At 54.1% G+C, this 14,829-nt stretch carries 14 protein-coding genes; 9 read left to right on the top strand and 5 right to left on the bottom strand.

All coding sequences use genetic code 11. The features are described from left to right. Positions 1 to 74: 74 nt before the first annotated feature. Positions 75 to 1,190, top strand: a complete 1,116-nt coding sequence (gene adrA, locus FDW98_RS03690) for a diguanylate cyclase AdrA (protein ID WP_096758110.1) — start codon at positions 75 to 77, stop codon at positions 1,188 to 1,190. A gap of 15 nt (positions 1,191 to 1,205) precedes the next feature. On the opposite strand, the gene proC is transcribed toward adrA, so the two are convergent. Then, positions 1,206 to 2,015 (bottom strand): pyrroline-5-carboxylate reductase, encoded by an 810-nt coding sequence (gene proC, locus FDW98_RS03685; RefSeq protein ID WP_096758109.1) that lies wholly within the window; start codon positions 2,013 to 2,015, stop codon positions 1,206 to 1,208. 181 nt (positions 2,016 to 2,196) lie between these two features. On the opposite strand from proC, the gene FDW98_RS03680 reads away from it, so the two are divergent. The 5 genes from FDW98_RS03680 (at position 2,197) to ppnP (ending at position 4,848) form a co-directional block, all read left to right on the top strand. Then, the gene (locus FDW98_RS03680; RefSeq protein WP_096758108.1) at positions 2,197 to 2,652 is read left to right on the top strand and encodes a YaiI/YqxD family protein; all 456 of its coding nucleotides are present in this window, start codon (positions 2,197 to 2,199) and stop codon (positions 2,650 to 2,652) included. Between the two features lie 185 nt (positions 2,653 to 2,837). Next, complete coding sequence (gene aroL / locus FDW98_RS03675; protein WP_096758107.1) at positions 2,838 to 3,383, top strand: shikimate kinase AroL; 546 nt, start codon at positions 2,838 to 2,840, stop codon at positions 3,381 to 3,383. A 26-nt stretch (positions 3,384 to 3,409) separates the two neighbouring features. Continuing rightward, positions 3,410 to 3,601 carry a protein YaiA gene (yaiA, locus tag FDW98_RS03670; RefSeq protein WP_096758106.1) on the top strand — a complete coding sequence of 64 codons (192 nt, stop codon included), beginning with the start codon at positions 3,410 to 3,412 and terminating at the stop codon, positions 3,599 to 3,601. 213 nt (positions 3,602 to 3,814) lie between these two features. Next, entirely contained in the window at positions 3,815 to 4,492 is a 678-nt protein-coding gene (locus FDW98_RS03665; protein WP_096758105.1) for an AroM family protein, read from the top strand. 71 nt (positions 4,493 to 4,563) lie between these two features. After that, positions 4,564 to 4,848, top strand: a complete 285-nt coding sequence (gene ppnP / locus FDW98_RS03660; RefSeq protein WP_096758104.1) for a pyrimidine/purine nucleoside phosphorylase — start codon at positions 4,564 to 4,566, stop codon at positions 4,846 to 4,848. A gap of 53 nt (positions 4,849 to 4,901) precedes the next feature. Here the strand turns inward: ppnP and rdgC are convergent, their stop codons facing one another. Then, complete coding sequence (gene rdgC, locus FDW98_RS03655) at positions 4,902 to 5,813, bottom strand: recombination-associated protein RdgC (protein WP_096759460.1); 912 nt, start codon at positions 5,811 to 5,813, stop codon at positions 4,902 to 4,904. 125 nt (positions 5,814 to 5,938) lie between these two features. Between rdgC and mak the strand changes: the two genes are divergently transcribed. Further along, entirely contained in the window at positions 5,939 to 6,847 is a 909-nt protein-coding gene (mak, locus tag FDW98_RS03650) for a fructokinase (protein WP_096758103.1), read from the top strand. A 5-nt stretch (positions 6,848 to 6,852) separates the two neighbouring features. Here the strand turns inward: mak and araJ are convergent, their stop codons facing one another. From araJ to sbcD, 3 genes are all read right to left on the bottom strand, one after another. Next, on the bottom strand, positions 6,853 to 8,037 hold the full coding sequence (gene araJ / locus FDW98_RS03645; protein WP_096758102.1) for an MFS transporter AraJ: 1,185 nt from the start codon (positions 8,035 to 8,037) through the stop codon (positions 6,853 to 6,855). Between the two features lie 193 nt (positions 8,038 to 8,230). Next, a complete protein-coding gene (gene sbcC, locus FDW98_RS03640) occupies positions 8,231 to 11,362 on the bottom strand; it encodes an exonuclease subunit SbcC (RefSeq protein WP_096758101.1) in 3,132 nt (1,043 codons plus the stop codon). Continuing rightward, positions 11,359 to 12,561 (bottom strand): exonuclease subunit SbcD, encoded by a 1,203-nt coding sequence (gene sbcD / locus FDW98_RS03635; protein WP_096758100.1) that lies wholly within the window; start codon positions 12,559 to 12,561, stop codon positions 11,359 to 11,361. Before sbcD ends, sbcC begins: the two co-directional genes overlap by 4 nt. A 192-nt stretch (positions 12,562 to 12,753) precedes the next feature. Between sbcD and phoB the strand changes: the two genes are divergently transcribed. Next, a complete protein-coding gene (gene phoB / locus FDW98_RS03630; protein ID WP_096758099.1) occupies positions 12,754 to 13,443 on the top strand; it encodes a phosphate response regulator transcription factor PhoB in 690 nt (229 codons plus the stop codon). Between the two features lie 50 nt (positions 13,444 to 13,493). Next, entirely contained in the window at positions 13,494 to 14,789 is a 1,296-nt protein-coding gene (phoR, locus tag FDW98_RS03625) for a phosphate regulon sensor histidine kinase PhoR (protein WP_096759459.1), read from the top strand. Positions 14,790 to 14,829 lie beyond the last annotated feature (40 nt).

The following is a 14,829-nucleotide window of genomic DNA, read 5'->3' as shown; positions in this document are numbered from 1 at the left end:
CGAAATTCGCTCACCCGAAATATCATACTCCCGCGCACGTCCTCCTTTCTATAATTTGGGAAATTTGTTTCAGAATGTTCCTAAATACGATGAATGATGAAAGTTTCTATCAAAAAAAGGTCGTCCCAAATGAAGCGGTTTTATCGCTTCATCAAAATGACCATCAGCGCTCCGGACTGCGATTTGCCCGACGGATCAGGCTGCCGCGCGCGGTGGGACTGGGCGGGATGTTTTTCCCTATCGCGTCGGTCCTGGTGTCTCAGCCGATCACCGGAGGCTGGTGGCTTTTACTGGTAGGATGGGCTTTTGTCTGGCCGCATCTGGCATGGCAGTTGGCGGGCAAAGCAGATGACCCGATGCATAGCGAATTCACCAACTTAAAAGCCGATGCGATTCTGACCGGAATGTGGATAGGGCTGATGGGGGGAAATCTGCTACCGTCGACGGCCCTACTGATGATTATCTGTATCAACCTGATGGGCGCAGGGGGAATACGGTTATTCATCGCCGGTCTGGTGTTGACGATTGTCTCATGTCTGGTCACCCTGCAACTGACGGACATCCCCGTGGTGTTTAGCAGTACGCAACTGAGTGTGATGCTGTCGCTACCGGTGTTGGTGTTGTATCCGCTGCTGTTTGCGTGGGTGAGCTATAAGACGGTCATCAAACTGGCTGAGCACAAACGTCGGTTGCAGGTGATGAGCACGCGAGATGGTATGACCGGTGTGTATAACCGACGTCATTGGGAGCTTTTGCTGCGCAATGAATTTGATAACTGCCGCCGTTATCAGCGCGACGCCACGTTACTGATTATCGATATCGACCACTTCAAAAGTATTAACGATACCTGGGGCCATGACGTTGGCGATGAGGCTATTGTCGCGCTAACGCGTCAGTTGCAGATGACGCTGCGCGGCAGCGATGTCATAGGGCGTTTTGGTGGCGATGAATTTGCTGTGATTATGTGCGGTACCCCGGCGAGCAGCGCCATCGCCGCCATGTCTCGTGTCCACGAACGACTCAGCCTATTGCGATTGTCCTGTGCTCCGCAGGTTGCTCTGCGTATCAGCGTCGGCGTCGCACCGCTGACTTCAGAAACGGAACACTATCGAGAATGGTTGAAATCGGCGGATATGGCGCTTTATAAAGCAAAGAATTCCGGACGTAACCGCACTGAAGCGGCGGCCTGACGTCCGGTTGCCCACTCAGGATTTGCTTAGTTTTTCCGACTGTTCCATGCACTTAACCATCGCTTCAATGACTGAAGAACGGAAACCACGGGCCTCCAGAACGCGCACGGCCTCAATGGTTGTTCCACCTGGTGAGCACACCATATCCTTCAGTTCTCCAGGATGTTTTCCTGTTTCGAGAACCATTTTTGCTGACCCCATCACCGCCTGTGCGGCGAATTTATACGCCTGCGCACGGGGCATGCCGCCCTGGACGGCCGCATCAGCCATTGCTTCAATAAACATAAACACGTAGGCCGGCGCGGAACCGCTGACGCCGACGACCGGGTGAATCATCGATTCCGCAATCACTTCAGCTTCGCCAAAGCAGCGGAAAATATTTAATACGTCAGCCGTATCTTCCGGCGTCACCAGCGCGTTTGGCGTTACGGAGGTCATGCCCGCATTAACCAGCGACGGTGTATTGGGCATCGCGCGGATAATTTTACGGTCATGACCCAGCGCGCGGGCAAGCTGATCGAGCGTGACGCCAGCGGCAATAGAGACGACCAGTGAATCTTTGTTCAGGCTGGAGGTGATTTCGCTCAGCACTTTAACCATGATGCCGGGCTTCACAGCACCAAAGACAATATCGGCAATTTGGGCGACTTCCTGTGCCGACTGCGCGGCGTTGATGCCGTACTGGTCGTGTAATGCGGCGACTTTATCAGGAGAGGGGGTATAGACCCAGATTTGTCCGGGGAGAACCTGACCGCTGGCGATCATGCCTCCAAGAATGGCTTTGCCCATATTGCCGCAGCCGATAAAACCAATTTTCTTGTCCATCTTGTCACTCCCTATGCGTGATATTCATTGTTTTATACCCGTCATACTTTTGAATTACTTAGGGTATACCTGGGAAAGTTAAGCTTAGCGCGGAATGGATATGTTCAGAAGGAGAAACAGCACTTTGCCGGAAAGTAAAAGCACGAGACAATGTGCGATTGCACAGGAACCAGGAGGTGTTATGACAATATGGGTGGATGCGGATGCGTGTCCGAATGTGATTAAAGATATTTTGTACCGGGCTTCAGAGCGTATGCAGATGCCGCTGATTTTGGTCGCCAACCAGAGTTTGCGCGTGCCGCCTTCGCGTTTTATCCGTACATTACGTGTTCCTGCCGGGTTTGATGTTGCCGATAACGAGATTGTGCGCCAGTGTAGCGCAGGCGATTTGGTGGTAACGGCGGATATACCGCTGGCTTCTGAAGTGATTGAAAAAGGGGCTGCGGCGCTGAATCCTCGTGGCGAACGCTATACCGAAGCCACCATCCGTGAACGTCTGATGATGCGTGATTTTATGGACACACTCCGTGCCAGTGGGATCCAGACCGGAGGCCCGGACACGCTTTCACCGCGCGACCGACAGCATTTTGCTGCTGAACTGGATAAGTGGTGGCTGGAAGTTCAGCGTAGAAAATAACGACTGTAATTTATTTTTTACACTTTCATCATTGTGAAATCTTGTTATAGTGAGAGTTAATGGGCTATTTAGTCTGTGGTGGAACTTATTCTTTACATTTTGGTGATGTACTAGTTTGATGGTATGATTATAACTTTAACAGCATCAGATCCCGCTTCTAGGCGGCTCTCTGGGGAATTTCTTCGATGACGCAACCTCTTTTTCTTGTTGGCCCGCGGGGGTGTGGTAAGACGACAACCGGTATGGCGCTGGCGAAAGCTATCGACTTCCAGTTTGTTGATACCGATCGCTGGTTGCAATCACATGTGCAAATGACCGTTGCCGAAATCGTTGAAAGAGAGGGGTGGGAAGGATTTCGCGCTCAGGAGACGACCGCTTTGCAGGCCGTGACCGGCCCCTCAACGGTTATTGCGACCGGTGGCGGCATTATTCTTACCGAATATAACCGTCACTACATGCGAAATAACGGCATGGTCATTTATTTAAGCGCGCCGGTCTCGGTACTGGTGAGTCGCCTGGAAGCCGCGCCTGAAGAAGGATTGCGCCCAACCTTAACCGGTAAACCGCTGACCGAAGAGGTGCAGGAAGTGCTTGAGCAACGCGACGAGCTGTATCGCCAGGCGGCGCACTTTGTTGTTGATGCAACGCACGAACCCTCTCAGGTTGTGGCTGATATCCTGGCGATGATGTCCCAGGCTGCGCCGCGGTTGCAGGGTGGGGTCTATACTTAACGCTTATCCATTCAAAAGGAAGCGCTATGCCGACAAACCCCCCTTATCCACGTAAAGCGACGATTGTTACTGTTGAAAAAGGTACGCCAGGCCAGACGGTCACCTGGTATCAACTCCGCGCTGACCACCCGAAGCCGAATTCGTTGATTAGCGAACATCCGTCCGCGCAGGAAGCAATGGATGCCAAAAAACGCTATGAGGATCCGCAGAAAACCTGAGGTCGGACGCTGTCTGTGTCACATTTTTCGCACGTCTCTGGAGAGTGCGAAAAATGAAAAGTAAACGATAACAATAAATTATTAGAATGATTTGGAATCTTTACACAATGTATTGCTTATCTGCTGCTACGCTTTTGAACATTTGTAGCGCAGGTCAGTGCCCGGCATTTATCCGGGAATTCACAGCAAAGTAAGAAGACGGTGGAGCAACACATGAGTACGTCGTTGGCTATCCTCACGATTGGCGTTGTGCCGATGTGTGAGGTATTACCGCTCCTGACGGAATATATCGATGAGCAACATATTACCCACCATAGTTTGCTAGGGCAGATGCGGCGGGAAGAGGTGATGGTCGAGTACGCCATCTCGCCGGGCGACGATGTGTTATTAACGCTGCTCAGTGACCAACAGTTGGCGCACGTTTCGCGCCAGAAAGTGGAACGCGCGCTGCAAGGTATCGTTGAGGTGCTGGATAATCAGGGCTTTGACGTCATTTTACTGATGAGTACTGCGGTCATTACCCGTCTGACAATCCGAAACGGCATCCTGCTGGAGCCCTTACGTATTATTCCCCCTCTGGTGGCGTCGATTGTCGACGGGCATCAGGTTGGTGTGATTGTACCCGTCACTGAATTACTCGCCGCCCAGACGCAGAAATGGCAGGTGCTACAAACGCCGCCAGTCTATGCCGTGGCCAATCCCATTGATGGCACCGAACAACAACTGATTGATGCTGGAAAGCAACTTCTTGAGCAAGGTGCCGACGTGATTATGCTCGACTGCCTGGGGTTTAATCAGCGTCATCGTGATGTACTGCAAAAATCACTCGACGTTCCGGTACTGTTGTCGAATGTGCTGATAGCCCGTCTGGCTTCGGAACTTCTGGCGTAATTTTGCGTGACAGAGGGAACGTCAGGCCCCTATATTGGTTGTTAACTTAATAACGAGATAGGGCCAGCGGTATGCTTCAAAGTAATGAATACTTTTCCGGCAAAGTAAAATCGATTGGTTTTACCAGCAGCAGTACTGGCCGCGCCAGCGTGGGTGTGATGGTGGAAGGCGAGTACACCTTTGGCACGGCGGCACCTGAAGAGATGACGGTGGTGAGCGGGGCATTGAATGTGTTGCTGCCGGGCGAAACTGAGTGGAAAGTGTATGCTGCAGGGCAGGTGTTTAACGTGCCCGGGCACAGTGAATTTCATCTGCAGGTCGCTGAGCCTACATCCTATCTTTGCCGTTACCTGTAATGGTGGAGTGCCGGATAAGCCGCTTGCGGCGCTATCCGGCACTACGGAATAGCTTAGCGCTGCGCTTCGCCGCCTAAACCTTCCACCAGGCTTTTAATCAACGCCGCCAGTTCACCGGTCATCAGGATGAAATCGGCATCAAAACGCTGACCGTAATCTTCTCTGTCGATATCTTCGTTCTGGTCGCGCAGCTCATCGCAGAACTTCAGACGCTTAATCGAGCCATCGTCACACATCAAAAACTGAATGCGCTGCTGCCAGTCGAGAGCCAGCTTGGTGACGACTTTTCCGGCTTCAATGTGCACGGCGATCTCATCACTCACCAGGTCCTGTTTCTTAGCCCGGATCACACCACCGTCTTCCAGCATGGCTTTCAGTTCGGCTTCATCCAGCAACTGGAATCCCTGCGCCGTGGTGCCGGAACGGACCCATTCGGTGAGCGTGAGCTCTATCGGGTTTTCCAGGGTCAGCGGGACTACCGGCAGTGAGCCCAGGCTTTTACGCAGCAGTGCCAGCGTATCTTCCGCTTTCTTGGCGCTCGCACAGTCGACGATGATCAAATCATTAACGGTGTCTATCCACATCATTGTCTGGCTAAAGCGGCTAAAGGCACGCGGCAGCAAGGAGTGCAACACTTCATCTTTCAGCGAGTCTTTCTCGGTCTTCTTGAGTTTGCGACCCTGCTCAGCTTCCAACTTGAAGATTTTGGCTTCCAGCGCCTGCTTGATCACCGGCGACGGCAGAATTTTTTCTTCTTTGCGGGCGCAGATAATAATTTGGCCATTGTTGGAATGCGTCAATGCGTCGCTGTGCGATCCCATCGGCGGAACCCAGCCCATTTTTGCCATATCCTGGCTACCACAAGGGGTAAACGTCATTGAGGCAAGCTGTTTTTCCATCTCTTCGGCGCGCAAAGAAACATCGCGGCTAAGACGGTAAACCATTAAATTTTTGAACCACAGCATGATAATTTCCACGGCCTTGTCGTTAAATTCAGCGGGCATAATAACGAATTGTCGGCGGGCGTGCATTGCCTAACGCCATGCTCGCCTCTACTCTGTTGATATTCCCAAAAAATGAGGACCAGCGTGTGCGTATAGGAATCGATTTAGGTGGTACCAAAACAGAGGTTATCGCGCTGAGTGATGCGGGGGAGCAACTTTTTCGTCATCGCCTGCCCACGCCACGTGATGATTATCGGCAAACTATAGAAACCATTGCTGCACTGGTGGAGATGGCGGAAAAAGCCACCGGACAGACCGGAACCGTTGGTATGGGGATCCCCGGATCGATTTCCCCCTACACCGGCGTGGTGAAGAATGCCAACTCGACCTGGCTCAATGGGCAGCCTTTTGACAAAGACTTAAGCGTGCGTTTGAGCCGGGAAGTTCGTCTGGCCAACGACGCCAACTGCCTGGCTGTCTCTGAAGCGGTAGACGGCGCTGCGGCGGGCGCGCAAACGGTGTTCGCGGTGATTATCGGCACCGGCTGTGGTTCCGGGGTGGCGTTCAATGGTCGGGCACATGCGGGCGGTAACGGTACCGCGGGTGAGTGGGGACATAACCCGCTGCCGTGGATGGATGAAGATGAGTTGCGTTACCGGCAGGAAGTACCTTGCTATTGCGGAAAGCAAGGCTGCATTGAAACCTTCATCTCCGGGACCGGGTTCGCCACGGATTATCATCGCCTGAGCGGTAATAAACTGAAAGGTAGCGATATTATTCGGCTGGTGAGCGAAGGTGATGCGCTGGCGGAGCAGGCGTTACGCCGCTATGAATTGCGCCTGGCAAAATCGTTGGCTCATGTGGTGAATATCCTTGACCCGGACGTCATCGTGCTGGGGGGCGGGATGAGTAATGTCGACAGGTTGTATCAGACCGTTCCGTCATTGATTAAACAGTTCGTCTTTGGCAGTGAGTGTGAAACGCCTTTACGCAAGGCGTTGCACGGTGATTCCAGTGGGGTTCGCGGTGCGGCCTGGCTGTGGCCGCAGGGGTAATTTTGCTATGCCGGATGGCGCTTATCCGGCATACAATTTATGCCCGTAGGGCGGTTCAGACGCCCATACAGCAGCAGCGATGACATGGCGGAAAACGACAGCAGGGCCGCAGGGAGGGTTACGTAGTTGTAGGCAAAACCCAGCGTCAGCATCATGCCGCCGCAGTATGCGCCAACCGCGCTACCGAGGTTAAAGGCCATTTGCCCACCGGCGGCACCCAGCAGTTCGCCGCCTTTCGCATTTTGCAGCAGCAAAATTTGTAGCGGGGCCGATAGCGCAAACAGGCCCGCGCAGCAAATAAAGGCGAAGGTCAGCGACGCAGCTTTCATATCGCCGACGAAAAACAGCATCACCAGGGCCAGCACAATCACAAAGTCGGTCACCACCGCAATGCGCAGCGGCGTATAGCGGCCCGAAATCCGCCCACTCAGCAGATTGCCCAGCACCATGCCTAATCCAGCCAGCATCATGATGAAGGTCATCAGCGCTTCAGAAAAACCGGAGATATACATCATGTATGGCTTCACATAGCTAAACCAGGCGAACACGCCGGCGTTGCCAAACATCGTAGCGGAGAAAATAAGCCACGGTGCCGGGCTTTTCAGAAAGTGAAATTGCTCTCGCAGTTTGCCTTTGGCTTCGTCACTGATGTTGGGCACCCAGAAGGCAATCGACGCAATGACTGCAATGTTAAACACGGCGATCAGCAAAAAGGTGTAGCGCCAGCTAAATGCCTGACTCAGCCAGGTACCGACGGGAATGCCAATCAGGTTGGCGACGGTCATCCCACTGACCATGCCAGCGACGGCGGCGGTGACTTTCCCCGGGCGTGCGAGTTTAGTCAGAATTATGGCCCCGACGCCAAAGAATGCACCGTGCGGAAAACCGGAAACCAGCCTGCCGACCGCCAGCATAAAATAGGATGAGGAGAGGGTGAAGATGGTGTTACCTATTACACACAACGTGACCAGAAACAGCAGAATATGTTTCAGCGAAAAGCGGTTGGAAAAGATCGCAATAATCGGCGCACCCAGCACCACGCCGAAGGCGTAAAACGAAATCATGTGGCCCGCCGCAGGAATGGAAATGCCCACATCTCGCGCCAGCTCGGTTAACACACCCATGATGCCAAACTCGGCCATGCCCAGCCCAAACGTCCCGAGGGCTAAAGAGAAAATCACTTTTTTCATACGACCTGCCAGCAATATCAGCGCAGATGTGCGCCACAGCGGCGAACGTTCGCCGCCAATAAGAGCATAGCTTGCGGATAAGTGAAATGAAATGCCATTTCATATCCGTCTCTGAGTATGCAATATTATGCTACATATTGTGCCGGATGGCGCTAACGCTTATCCGGCCTGTGAAGCCGCACCCGTCTGTCGACTACTCCACCGCAAACATCTTGTCGAGTTTGCTATAACCCAGTCCGTTGATTTTCTTCACCTTGATTTGCACCGGAATGCGCTCTTTCATGGCCTCGACGTGGCTTATGACGCCAATGGTTTTGCCGGTGGCATTTAGCGCATCCAGTGCGTCCAACGCGGTATCCAGCGTTTCGCTGTCCAGCGTGCCAAAACCTTCATCAAGGAACAGGGAGTCAATGCGCGTTTTGTGGCTGACCAGATCGGACAGTGCCAGTGCCAGGGCCAGACTTACCAGGAAGCTTTCACCGCCGGACAGCGTGCGGGTATCGCGAACGGCGTCGGCTTGCCAGGTATCAACCACTTCCAGCTCCAGCGCTTCGCTGGCTTTTCGCTGTAGCAGATAGCGACCGTGCAGGCGGGTCAGTTGATTGTTAGCCAACCACACCAGGTTATCCAGCGTCAGACCTTGGGCAAACTTGCGGAATTTATCCCCTTCTTTCGAGCCAATCAGCGCATTTAGATAGCCCCAGTCTTCGACCTGGCTGGCCGCCTCTTTAATCTGCTGCATTAATGCCTGCTGACGCTGGCGGTTATCGCTGTCCTGCTTAAGCTGCTGGCGTAACTCCCCCTGTTGGGTGGTGTTCTCTCGCAGTTGTTGCGCCAGTTGTTGCAGCCGGGCTTGCAGGGTTTGTGCGTCGGCGTCCAGCCCGTCCGGGCGCAGCGCCTGATGCGCCTGCAGTTGTTGACTGGCTTGCCCGGACAGCGCCGTTGCCTGCTGCGATTGATTTTCCAGCGTCTGTTTTAACTGCTCAAGGCGGCGGACGGTATCGTCATCCAGCAGCGCGGCAAGGAACGCCTCTTGATCGGCAAAGCAACTGGCCGCCAGGGCGGCGGTAAATTGCGTCTGTGACTGTTGCAAGCGTTCGCTTTCCAGCGTTTCCTGCTGTTGCTGTGCAGCAAGCTGGCTTTGCAGCGACACGCAGTCGTCGTGAATTTCGCGCCAGTTTTCAGGGATAACCGTTTCGGCTTCTGCGGTGTCCGTTGCCGGAAGCGTGTCGAGCAGCGGCTTCAGGGCGTGAATGCGTTCCTGAATCACGCCATGCTGCGTCTGTTTCTCCTGCCACTGCGCGAATTCGGTTTCGCGGGCGCTTAACCAGGCGGCCTCTGTGCCGTCTTCCGGTGCAATCAGTGACAGCGCGGACAAGGCGCTTTCCAGCCCCTGATGCGTCGTCGCCAGCTGTTGTTGATACTGGCGTTCCTGTTGTTGCTGATCGTGTAACTGGTTTTCCAGCGTCAGGCGCTGGCTGAGCAGATAAAGCTGGCGCTCGTAGTGCTCCTGTTCGCCCATCCAACCGGTAATATCCTCCTGAATATTCAGCGTAATATTCAGAGCGGTGCAAACGTCCTGCCACTCTTTAGTGAGTGCTTGCTCTTCCTGAGAGAGCGTCTGTATCTCTTCTGTCTCACGCTGGATTTGCTGTGTCAGGGCATTGACCTGCCCCAGAACCAGCAGACCTTCCTCTTTCAGTGCTGCGACTTCTTTGGCTAACTGGTCGCGACGCCGCTGGTTTGCACTCAGTTCCAGCGCCTGATACTCCGAGACCGCAGGATGTGCAGTAGAGCCGCATAACGGGCAGGGCTGTCCGGCCTGCAAAAGCGCGCGCTCTGCCTCCAGACTTTTGATTTTTTCTTCCTGTTTGCAGAGCGTTTCAACGTCCAGGTAGTGCTGATTTTTTTCTTTATATTGCTGTCGGCGTAGCGCGAGCGTTTCATTGAGCGCGGCCTGCTGCGCCTGCGCTTTTTGCACGCTTTCACCGTTCTGACGCAGACGTTTTTGCAACGGCTGATAGCGAGCATGAAGTGAGGTCAGACGCTGACGGAAAGTCCGTGATTGCGCTTGCTGTTCCATCGCGACCGCAACCTCATCCGCGGTGAGCGTCAGGGCATTTTCCGGCAACGCCGCCAGTTTCTGGCGTAACTCAGCGATACGGGCAGCGAGCGCCGTAAGCTGATGCTTATCGCGACTACGCTGAGAAAAAAGTGCGCGCCAGCCCGCAATCTCCTGGCCCCATAAGCGGAATCGATCATGCTCCGCCAACCACTGCGCCAGTGCGGTAAGTTCGGTCTGAAGTTGCTCGTGGCTGCGCAGTGCACCGTTGCGGATGCGCGCGCGCTGCGAGGTTTTAGCGTGTAAGCGAGTATTTACTTCAATGATCCGCTGCTTTGTTTGCGCCAGGCGTGCAGTCTGCTCCTGCTGGCGATCCCACAGTGGACGAAGCTGGTTGGCAGGCTGAGCGAGCTGGAGTCTTGCCAGCTCAGGCGTGGCGTCCGCAAGCGCCTGTTGGGCCTGCTGCGCTAAGCTAGCCACGCGCTGCTGTTCACGAACCAGTTCGTCGCTGCGCGTAACCCATTGAAAATCTTTCTGCTGATGTTGCTGCTGCGCCAGCAAAATTTTTTCTTCGTCAGTAAGTACCTGCAAACTTTGCTGCAACTGCTGTTGTTGCTCTTCGCTTAACAGTACGACACCCGCCGCCTGCGCTTCGCATATTTCGAGCGTATTGCGCGCCGCTTTGTGTTTTTCAAACACCATTGCCGAAATTTGTCCGTAGATTTCGGTGCCGGTCAGTTCTTCCAGCAGCTCGGCGCGCTCCTTGGGTTTGGCGTTAAGGAAGGCGGCAAATTGCCCCTGCGACAGCAGCATCGAACGCGTAAACCGTCCGTAATCCAGCCCGGTGAGCGTGGCGGTCATGTCCAGTTTATCTTTGATTTTATCGGCGAGGATTTTTCCGTCGGCGCAGCGGGCAAGTTCCACGCGCGGGACCTGCAGATTGCCGTCAGGCTGATTGCGCGCCCGATTCTGGCTCCAGAACGCGCGGTAGGCTTCGCCTTTAACTTCGAACTCGACCTCTGCCAGACACTCGGCGGTGTCGCGGGTCATCAGGTCGTTTTGCGACTGTGATACGGTATTCAGGCGCGGTGTTTCGTGGTACAGCGCGAGACAAATCGCATCGAGCAAGGTGGTTTTTCCGGCCCCTGTAGGCCCGGTGATGGCAAACAGACCGTTGCTGGCAAAAGGCTCTGCCGTGAAGTCGACTTTCCATTCCCCTTTCAGGGAGTTGAGGTTTTTCAGGCGCAGGCTAAGAATTTTCATGCGTCAGCCTCCCCGGCAAGCGTCTGTAACGTGTCATTAAACAGCTGATTAAGACGTTCCCGCCTCGGCGCTTCCAGTTCCTCCAGTGCCAGACGGCGGTCAAAGACTTCCGTCACGCTCAGTTCGCTCAGCGTTTCACGCCGCTCATTGGCCATAATACGCTCGCGCTGCTCCCGACTGCGGCGCACCAGCAGAACCTCTACCGGCAGGTCTTCCGTCAACGCCTGAATTTTGCGCTGCATGTCGTGCAGGTAATCGTCGGTGGTGATTTCAATATCTAACCAGACGGGCGTTTGCAGCTCTACGTCGCGCCATTGCTCAAGCTGGGCGGTAATGGCGGCTAAATCGCCTTTCAATACTGCCAGCGGCTGCGTGACCGGCACGGTGAGATTGTCGACGGTATGTAGCTTGCCGTCTTTGAAGCTCACCAGATGCACGCCTTTGCTTTTGCCACATTCGTCAAAACTGAGGGCAATCGGCGAGCCACAGTAGCGAATATGTTCTGTTCCGCCGATGACCTGCGCCCGGTGAATATGTCCCAACGCGATGTAATCTGCTGGCGGGAAATTCTGCGCTGGAAAGGCATCCAGTGTGCCAATATAAATGTCACGTACCGCGTCACTTTTGCTGGCACCGACGGTCGTCAGGTGCCCGGTTGCAATGATCGGCAGGTTGCGTTCACCGCGCAGTTTACAGGCGTCCTGGTACTGCTGCTGGTAATAGTCGGTAATTGCCCCCAGCAAATGCTGTTGTTTTTCGCTGCCGGTGAGTCCCGCCTGGCTGGTGATGATGTCGCGTGGGCGTAAAAAGGGAATCGGGCACAGCACGGCGCCTGGCGTGCCGTCGCGGCGTTTCAGTATTTGCGGTCCATGGCCTGCGCTGGCGACCACCGTGGTGTTCAGAAATGCCAAAATATCGCGTGATTCATTAAGCGTGGCGACCGAGTCATGGTTGCCTGCCAGCACCACCAGATGGCAGCCTGTTTGCTGCAAATTGACGACAAAGCGGTTGTAAATCTCGCGGGCATAGCTCGGCGGTGAGCCGGTATCAAAAATATCGCCTGCCACAATAATGGCATCCACCTGATGGGATTGTGCGGTCTCCAGCAGCCAGTCAAGAAAGGCCTGATGCTCGGCGGCGCGGCTCTTGCTGTAGAAGTTTTGGCCCAGATGCCAGTCTGAGGTATGAAGGATGCGCATACGAGTTCCATGACGAAAAAGCAATGAGGGGGATTATACCCTTGCAATGGCGTGAATATCTTGTTTCCGGGCTGTCATAATTCAACAACATTGGTTAAGCCTGGACTATCTTTTTCATAAATCTGTCATAAATCTGACGCATAATGGCGGCGTATAGAGGGTATGAACGATTAAATTAAAACAGGGCAAATCATGGCGAGACGTATTCTGGTCGTAGAAGATGAAGCTCCAATTCGTGAAATGGTCTGCTTCGTGCTCGAGCAAAACGGGTTCCAACCTGTAGAAGCCGAAGACTATGACAGTGCGGTGAATCAACTCAATGAACCCTGGCCGGATCTGATCCTGCTTGACTGGATGCTTCCCGGTGGCTCGGGGTTACAGTTCATTAAACACCTCAAACGTGAAGCGATGACGCGGGACATCCCGGTGATGATGCTGACGGCAAGAGGTGATGAAGAAGATCGCGTGCGTGGGCTGGAAACCGGTGCGGATGACTATATCACCAAGCCGTTTTCGCCGAAGGAGCTGGTGGCGCGCATTAAAGCCGTACTGCGTCGTATTTCACCAATGGCGGTTGAAGAAGTTATTGAGATGCAGGGGCTGAGCCTTGATCCCACCTCGCATCGTGTAATGACCGGCGAAGAACCGCTGGATATGGGGCCAACTGAGTTCAAACTGCTGCATTTCTTTATGACTCATCCTGAGCGCGTCTACAGCCGCGAACAACTACTTAATCATGTCTGGGGCACCAACGTGTACGTAGAAGACCGGACGGTTGACGTGCATATCCGCCGCTTGCGTAAGGCGCTGGAGCACAGCGGCCACGATCGCATGGTGCAGACGGTACGCGGAACGGGATACCGTTTTTCCACCCGCTTCTGACCTGCACGGAAAATAGCCCATTAGATCAAGTTGTATAGGGAGTGCGACGTTTGCTGGAACGATTGTCATGGAAAAGGCTGGTACTGGAGCTGATACTTTGCTGCATTCCGGCTTTTATCCTTAGTGCTTTTTTCGGTTATCTGCCGTGGTTTTTACTGGCATCGGTAACGGGTCTGCTTATCTGGCATTTCTGGAATTTACTGCGTTTGTCCTGGTGGCTGTGGGTCGACAGGAGTATGACGCCTCCGCCGGGGCGGGGCAGTTGGGAACCGCTGCTTTACGGCCTGCATCAAATGCAACTGCGTAACAAAAAACGCCGCCGCGAACTGGGTAATCTGATTAAACGTTTTCGCAGCGGGGCTGAATCGCTGCCTGATGCGGTGGTACTGACCACCGAAGAGGGTGGGATTTTCTGGTGTAACGGCCTGGCACAGCAGGTTCTGGGACTGCGTTGGCCGGACGATAGTGGGCAAAATATTCTTAACCTGCTTCGCTACCCGGAATTTACCTCATACCTGAAAACGCGCGACTTTAGTCGGCCAATTAATTTGGTACTTAATACCGGGCGGCATCTGGAAATTAGGGTGATGCCGTATACCGACAAGCAGTTGCTGATGGTGGCGCGCGATGTCACGCAGATGCACCAACTGGAAGGCGCGAGGCGTAATTTCTTTGCCAACGCCAGCCACGAGTTGCGTACGCCGCTGACGGTGCTGCAAGGTTATCTGGAGATGATGCAGGAGCATCCCCTGGAAGGGGCAACGCGAGAGAAAGCGCTGGATACCATGCGTGAGCAAACGCAGCGTATGGAAGGGCTGGTGAAGCAGCTGCTGACGCTATCGAAAATAGAAGCCGCACCGACACTGCCGCAGAATGAAAAAGTGGATGTGCCGATGATACTGCGCGTGGCTGAGCACGAAGCACAAACGCTGAGCCAGAATAAACACACGTTTACCTTCGACGTGGATAATCGCCTGAGCGTGATGGGTAACGAGGAGCAACTGCGTAGTGCAATCTCGAATCTTATCTATAACGCGGTGAACCACACGCCGGCGGGAACGCACATCACCGTGCGCTGGCAGCGGGCGACGGCGGGAGCCGAGTTCAGCGTCGAAGATAATGGGCCAGGAATTGCGCCTGAGCACATTCCTCGTTTGACCGAGCGTTTCTACCGCGTGGATAAAGCGCGATCGCGGCAAACGGGCGGTAGCGGGCTGGGGCTGGCTATTGTGAAGCATGCTTTAAATCATCACGACAGCCGATTGAATATCGAGAGTACGCCGGGCAAAGGGACGCGGTTTAGCTTTGTGCTGGCGGAACGTTTACTTGCCAAAAGTAACGATTGAGGCGTATCCGTAAGATTATCTTTCCAAAAGCCAGCGAAAG

This window comes from Citrobacter sp. wls711 (assembly GCF_005281055.1).
GTDB lineage: Bacteria > Pseudomonadota > Gammaproteobacteria > Enterobacterales > Enterobacteriaceae > Citrobacter > Citrobacter gillenii.
Note: the sequence above shows the minus strand (reverse complement) of the source record. Positions and strands in the feature narration are given on the sequence as shown.

Excerpts from the sequence above, each read along its gene's own strand:
- yaiA (WP_096758106.1), top strand. The coding sequence starts at position 3,410 with ATGCCGACAAACCCCCCTTATCCACGTAAAGCGACGATTGTTACTGTT.
- FDW98_RS03665 (WP_096758105.1), top strand. The coding sequence starts at position 3,815 with ATGAGTACGTCGTTGGCTATCCTCACGATTGGCGTTGTGCCGATGTGT.
- phoB (WP_096758099.1), top strand. The coding sequence starts at position 12,754 with ATGGCGAGACGTATTCTGGTCGTAGAAGATGAAGCTCCAATTCGTGAA.
- ppnP (WP_096758104.1), top strand. The coding sequence starts at position 4,564 with ATGCTTCAAAGTAATGAATACTTTTCCGGCAAAGTAAAATCGATTGGT.
- sbcD (WP_096758100.1), bottom strand. The coding sequence starts at position 12,561 with ATGCGCATCCTTCATACCTCAGACTGGCATCTGGGCCAAAACTTCTAC.
- sbcC (WP_096758101.1), bottom strand. The coding sequence starts at position 11,362 with ATGAAAATTCTTAGCCTGCGCCTGAAAAACCTCAACTCCCTGAAAGGG.
- adrA (WP_096758110.1), top strand. The coding sequence starts at position 75 with ATGTTCCTAAATACGATGAATGATGAAAGTTTCTATCAAAAAAAGGTC.
- FDW98_RS03680 (WP_096758108.1), top strand. The coding sequence starts at position 2,197 with ATGACAATATGGGTGGATGCGGATGCGTGTCCGAATGTGATTAAAGAT.
- araJ (WP_096758102.1), bottom strand. The coding sequence starts at position 8,037 with ATGAAAAAAGTGATTTTCTCTTTAGCCCTCGGGACGTTTGGGCTGGGC.
- rdgC (WP_096759460.1), bottom strand. The coding sequence starts at position 5,813 with ATGCTGTGGTTCAAAAATTTAATGGTTTACCGTCTTAGCCGCGATGTT.
- aroL (WP_096758107.1), top strand. The coding sequence starts at position 2,838 with ATGACGCAACCTCTTTTTCTTGTTGGCCCGCGGGGGTGTGGTAAGACG.
- proC (WP_096758109.1), bottom strand. The coding sequence starts at position 2,015 with ATGGACAAGAAAATTGGTTTTATCGGCTGCGGCAATATGGGCAAAGCC.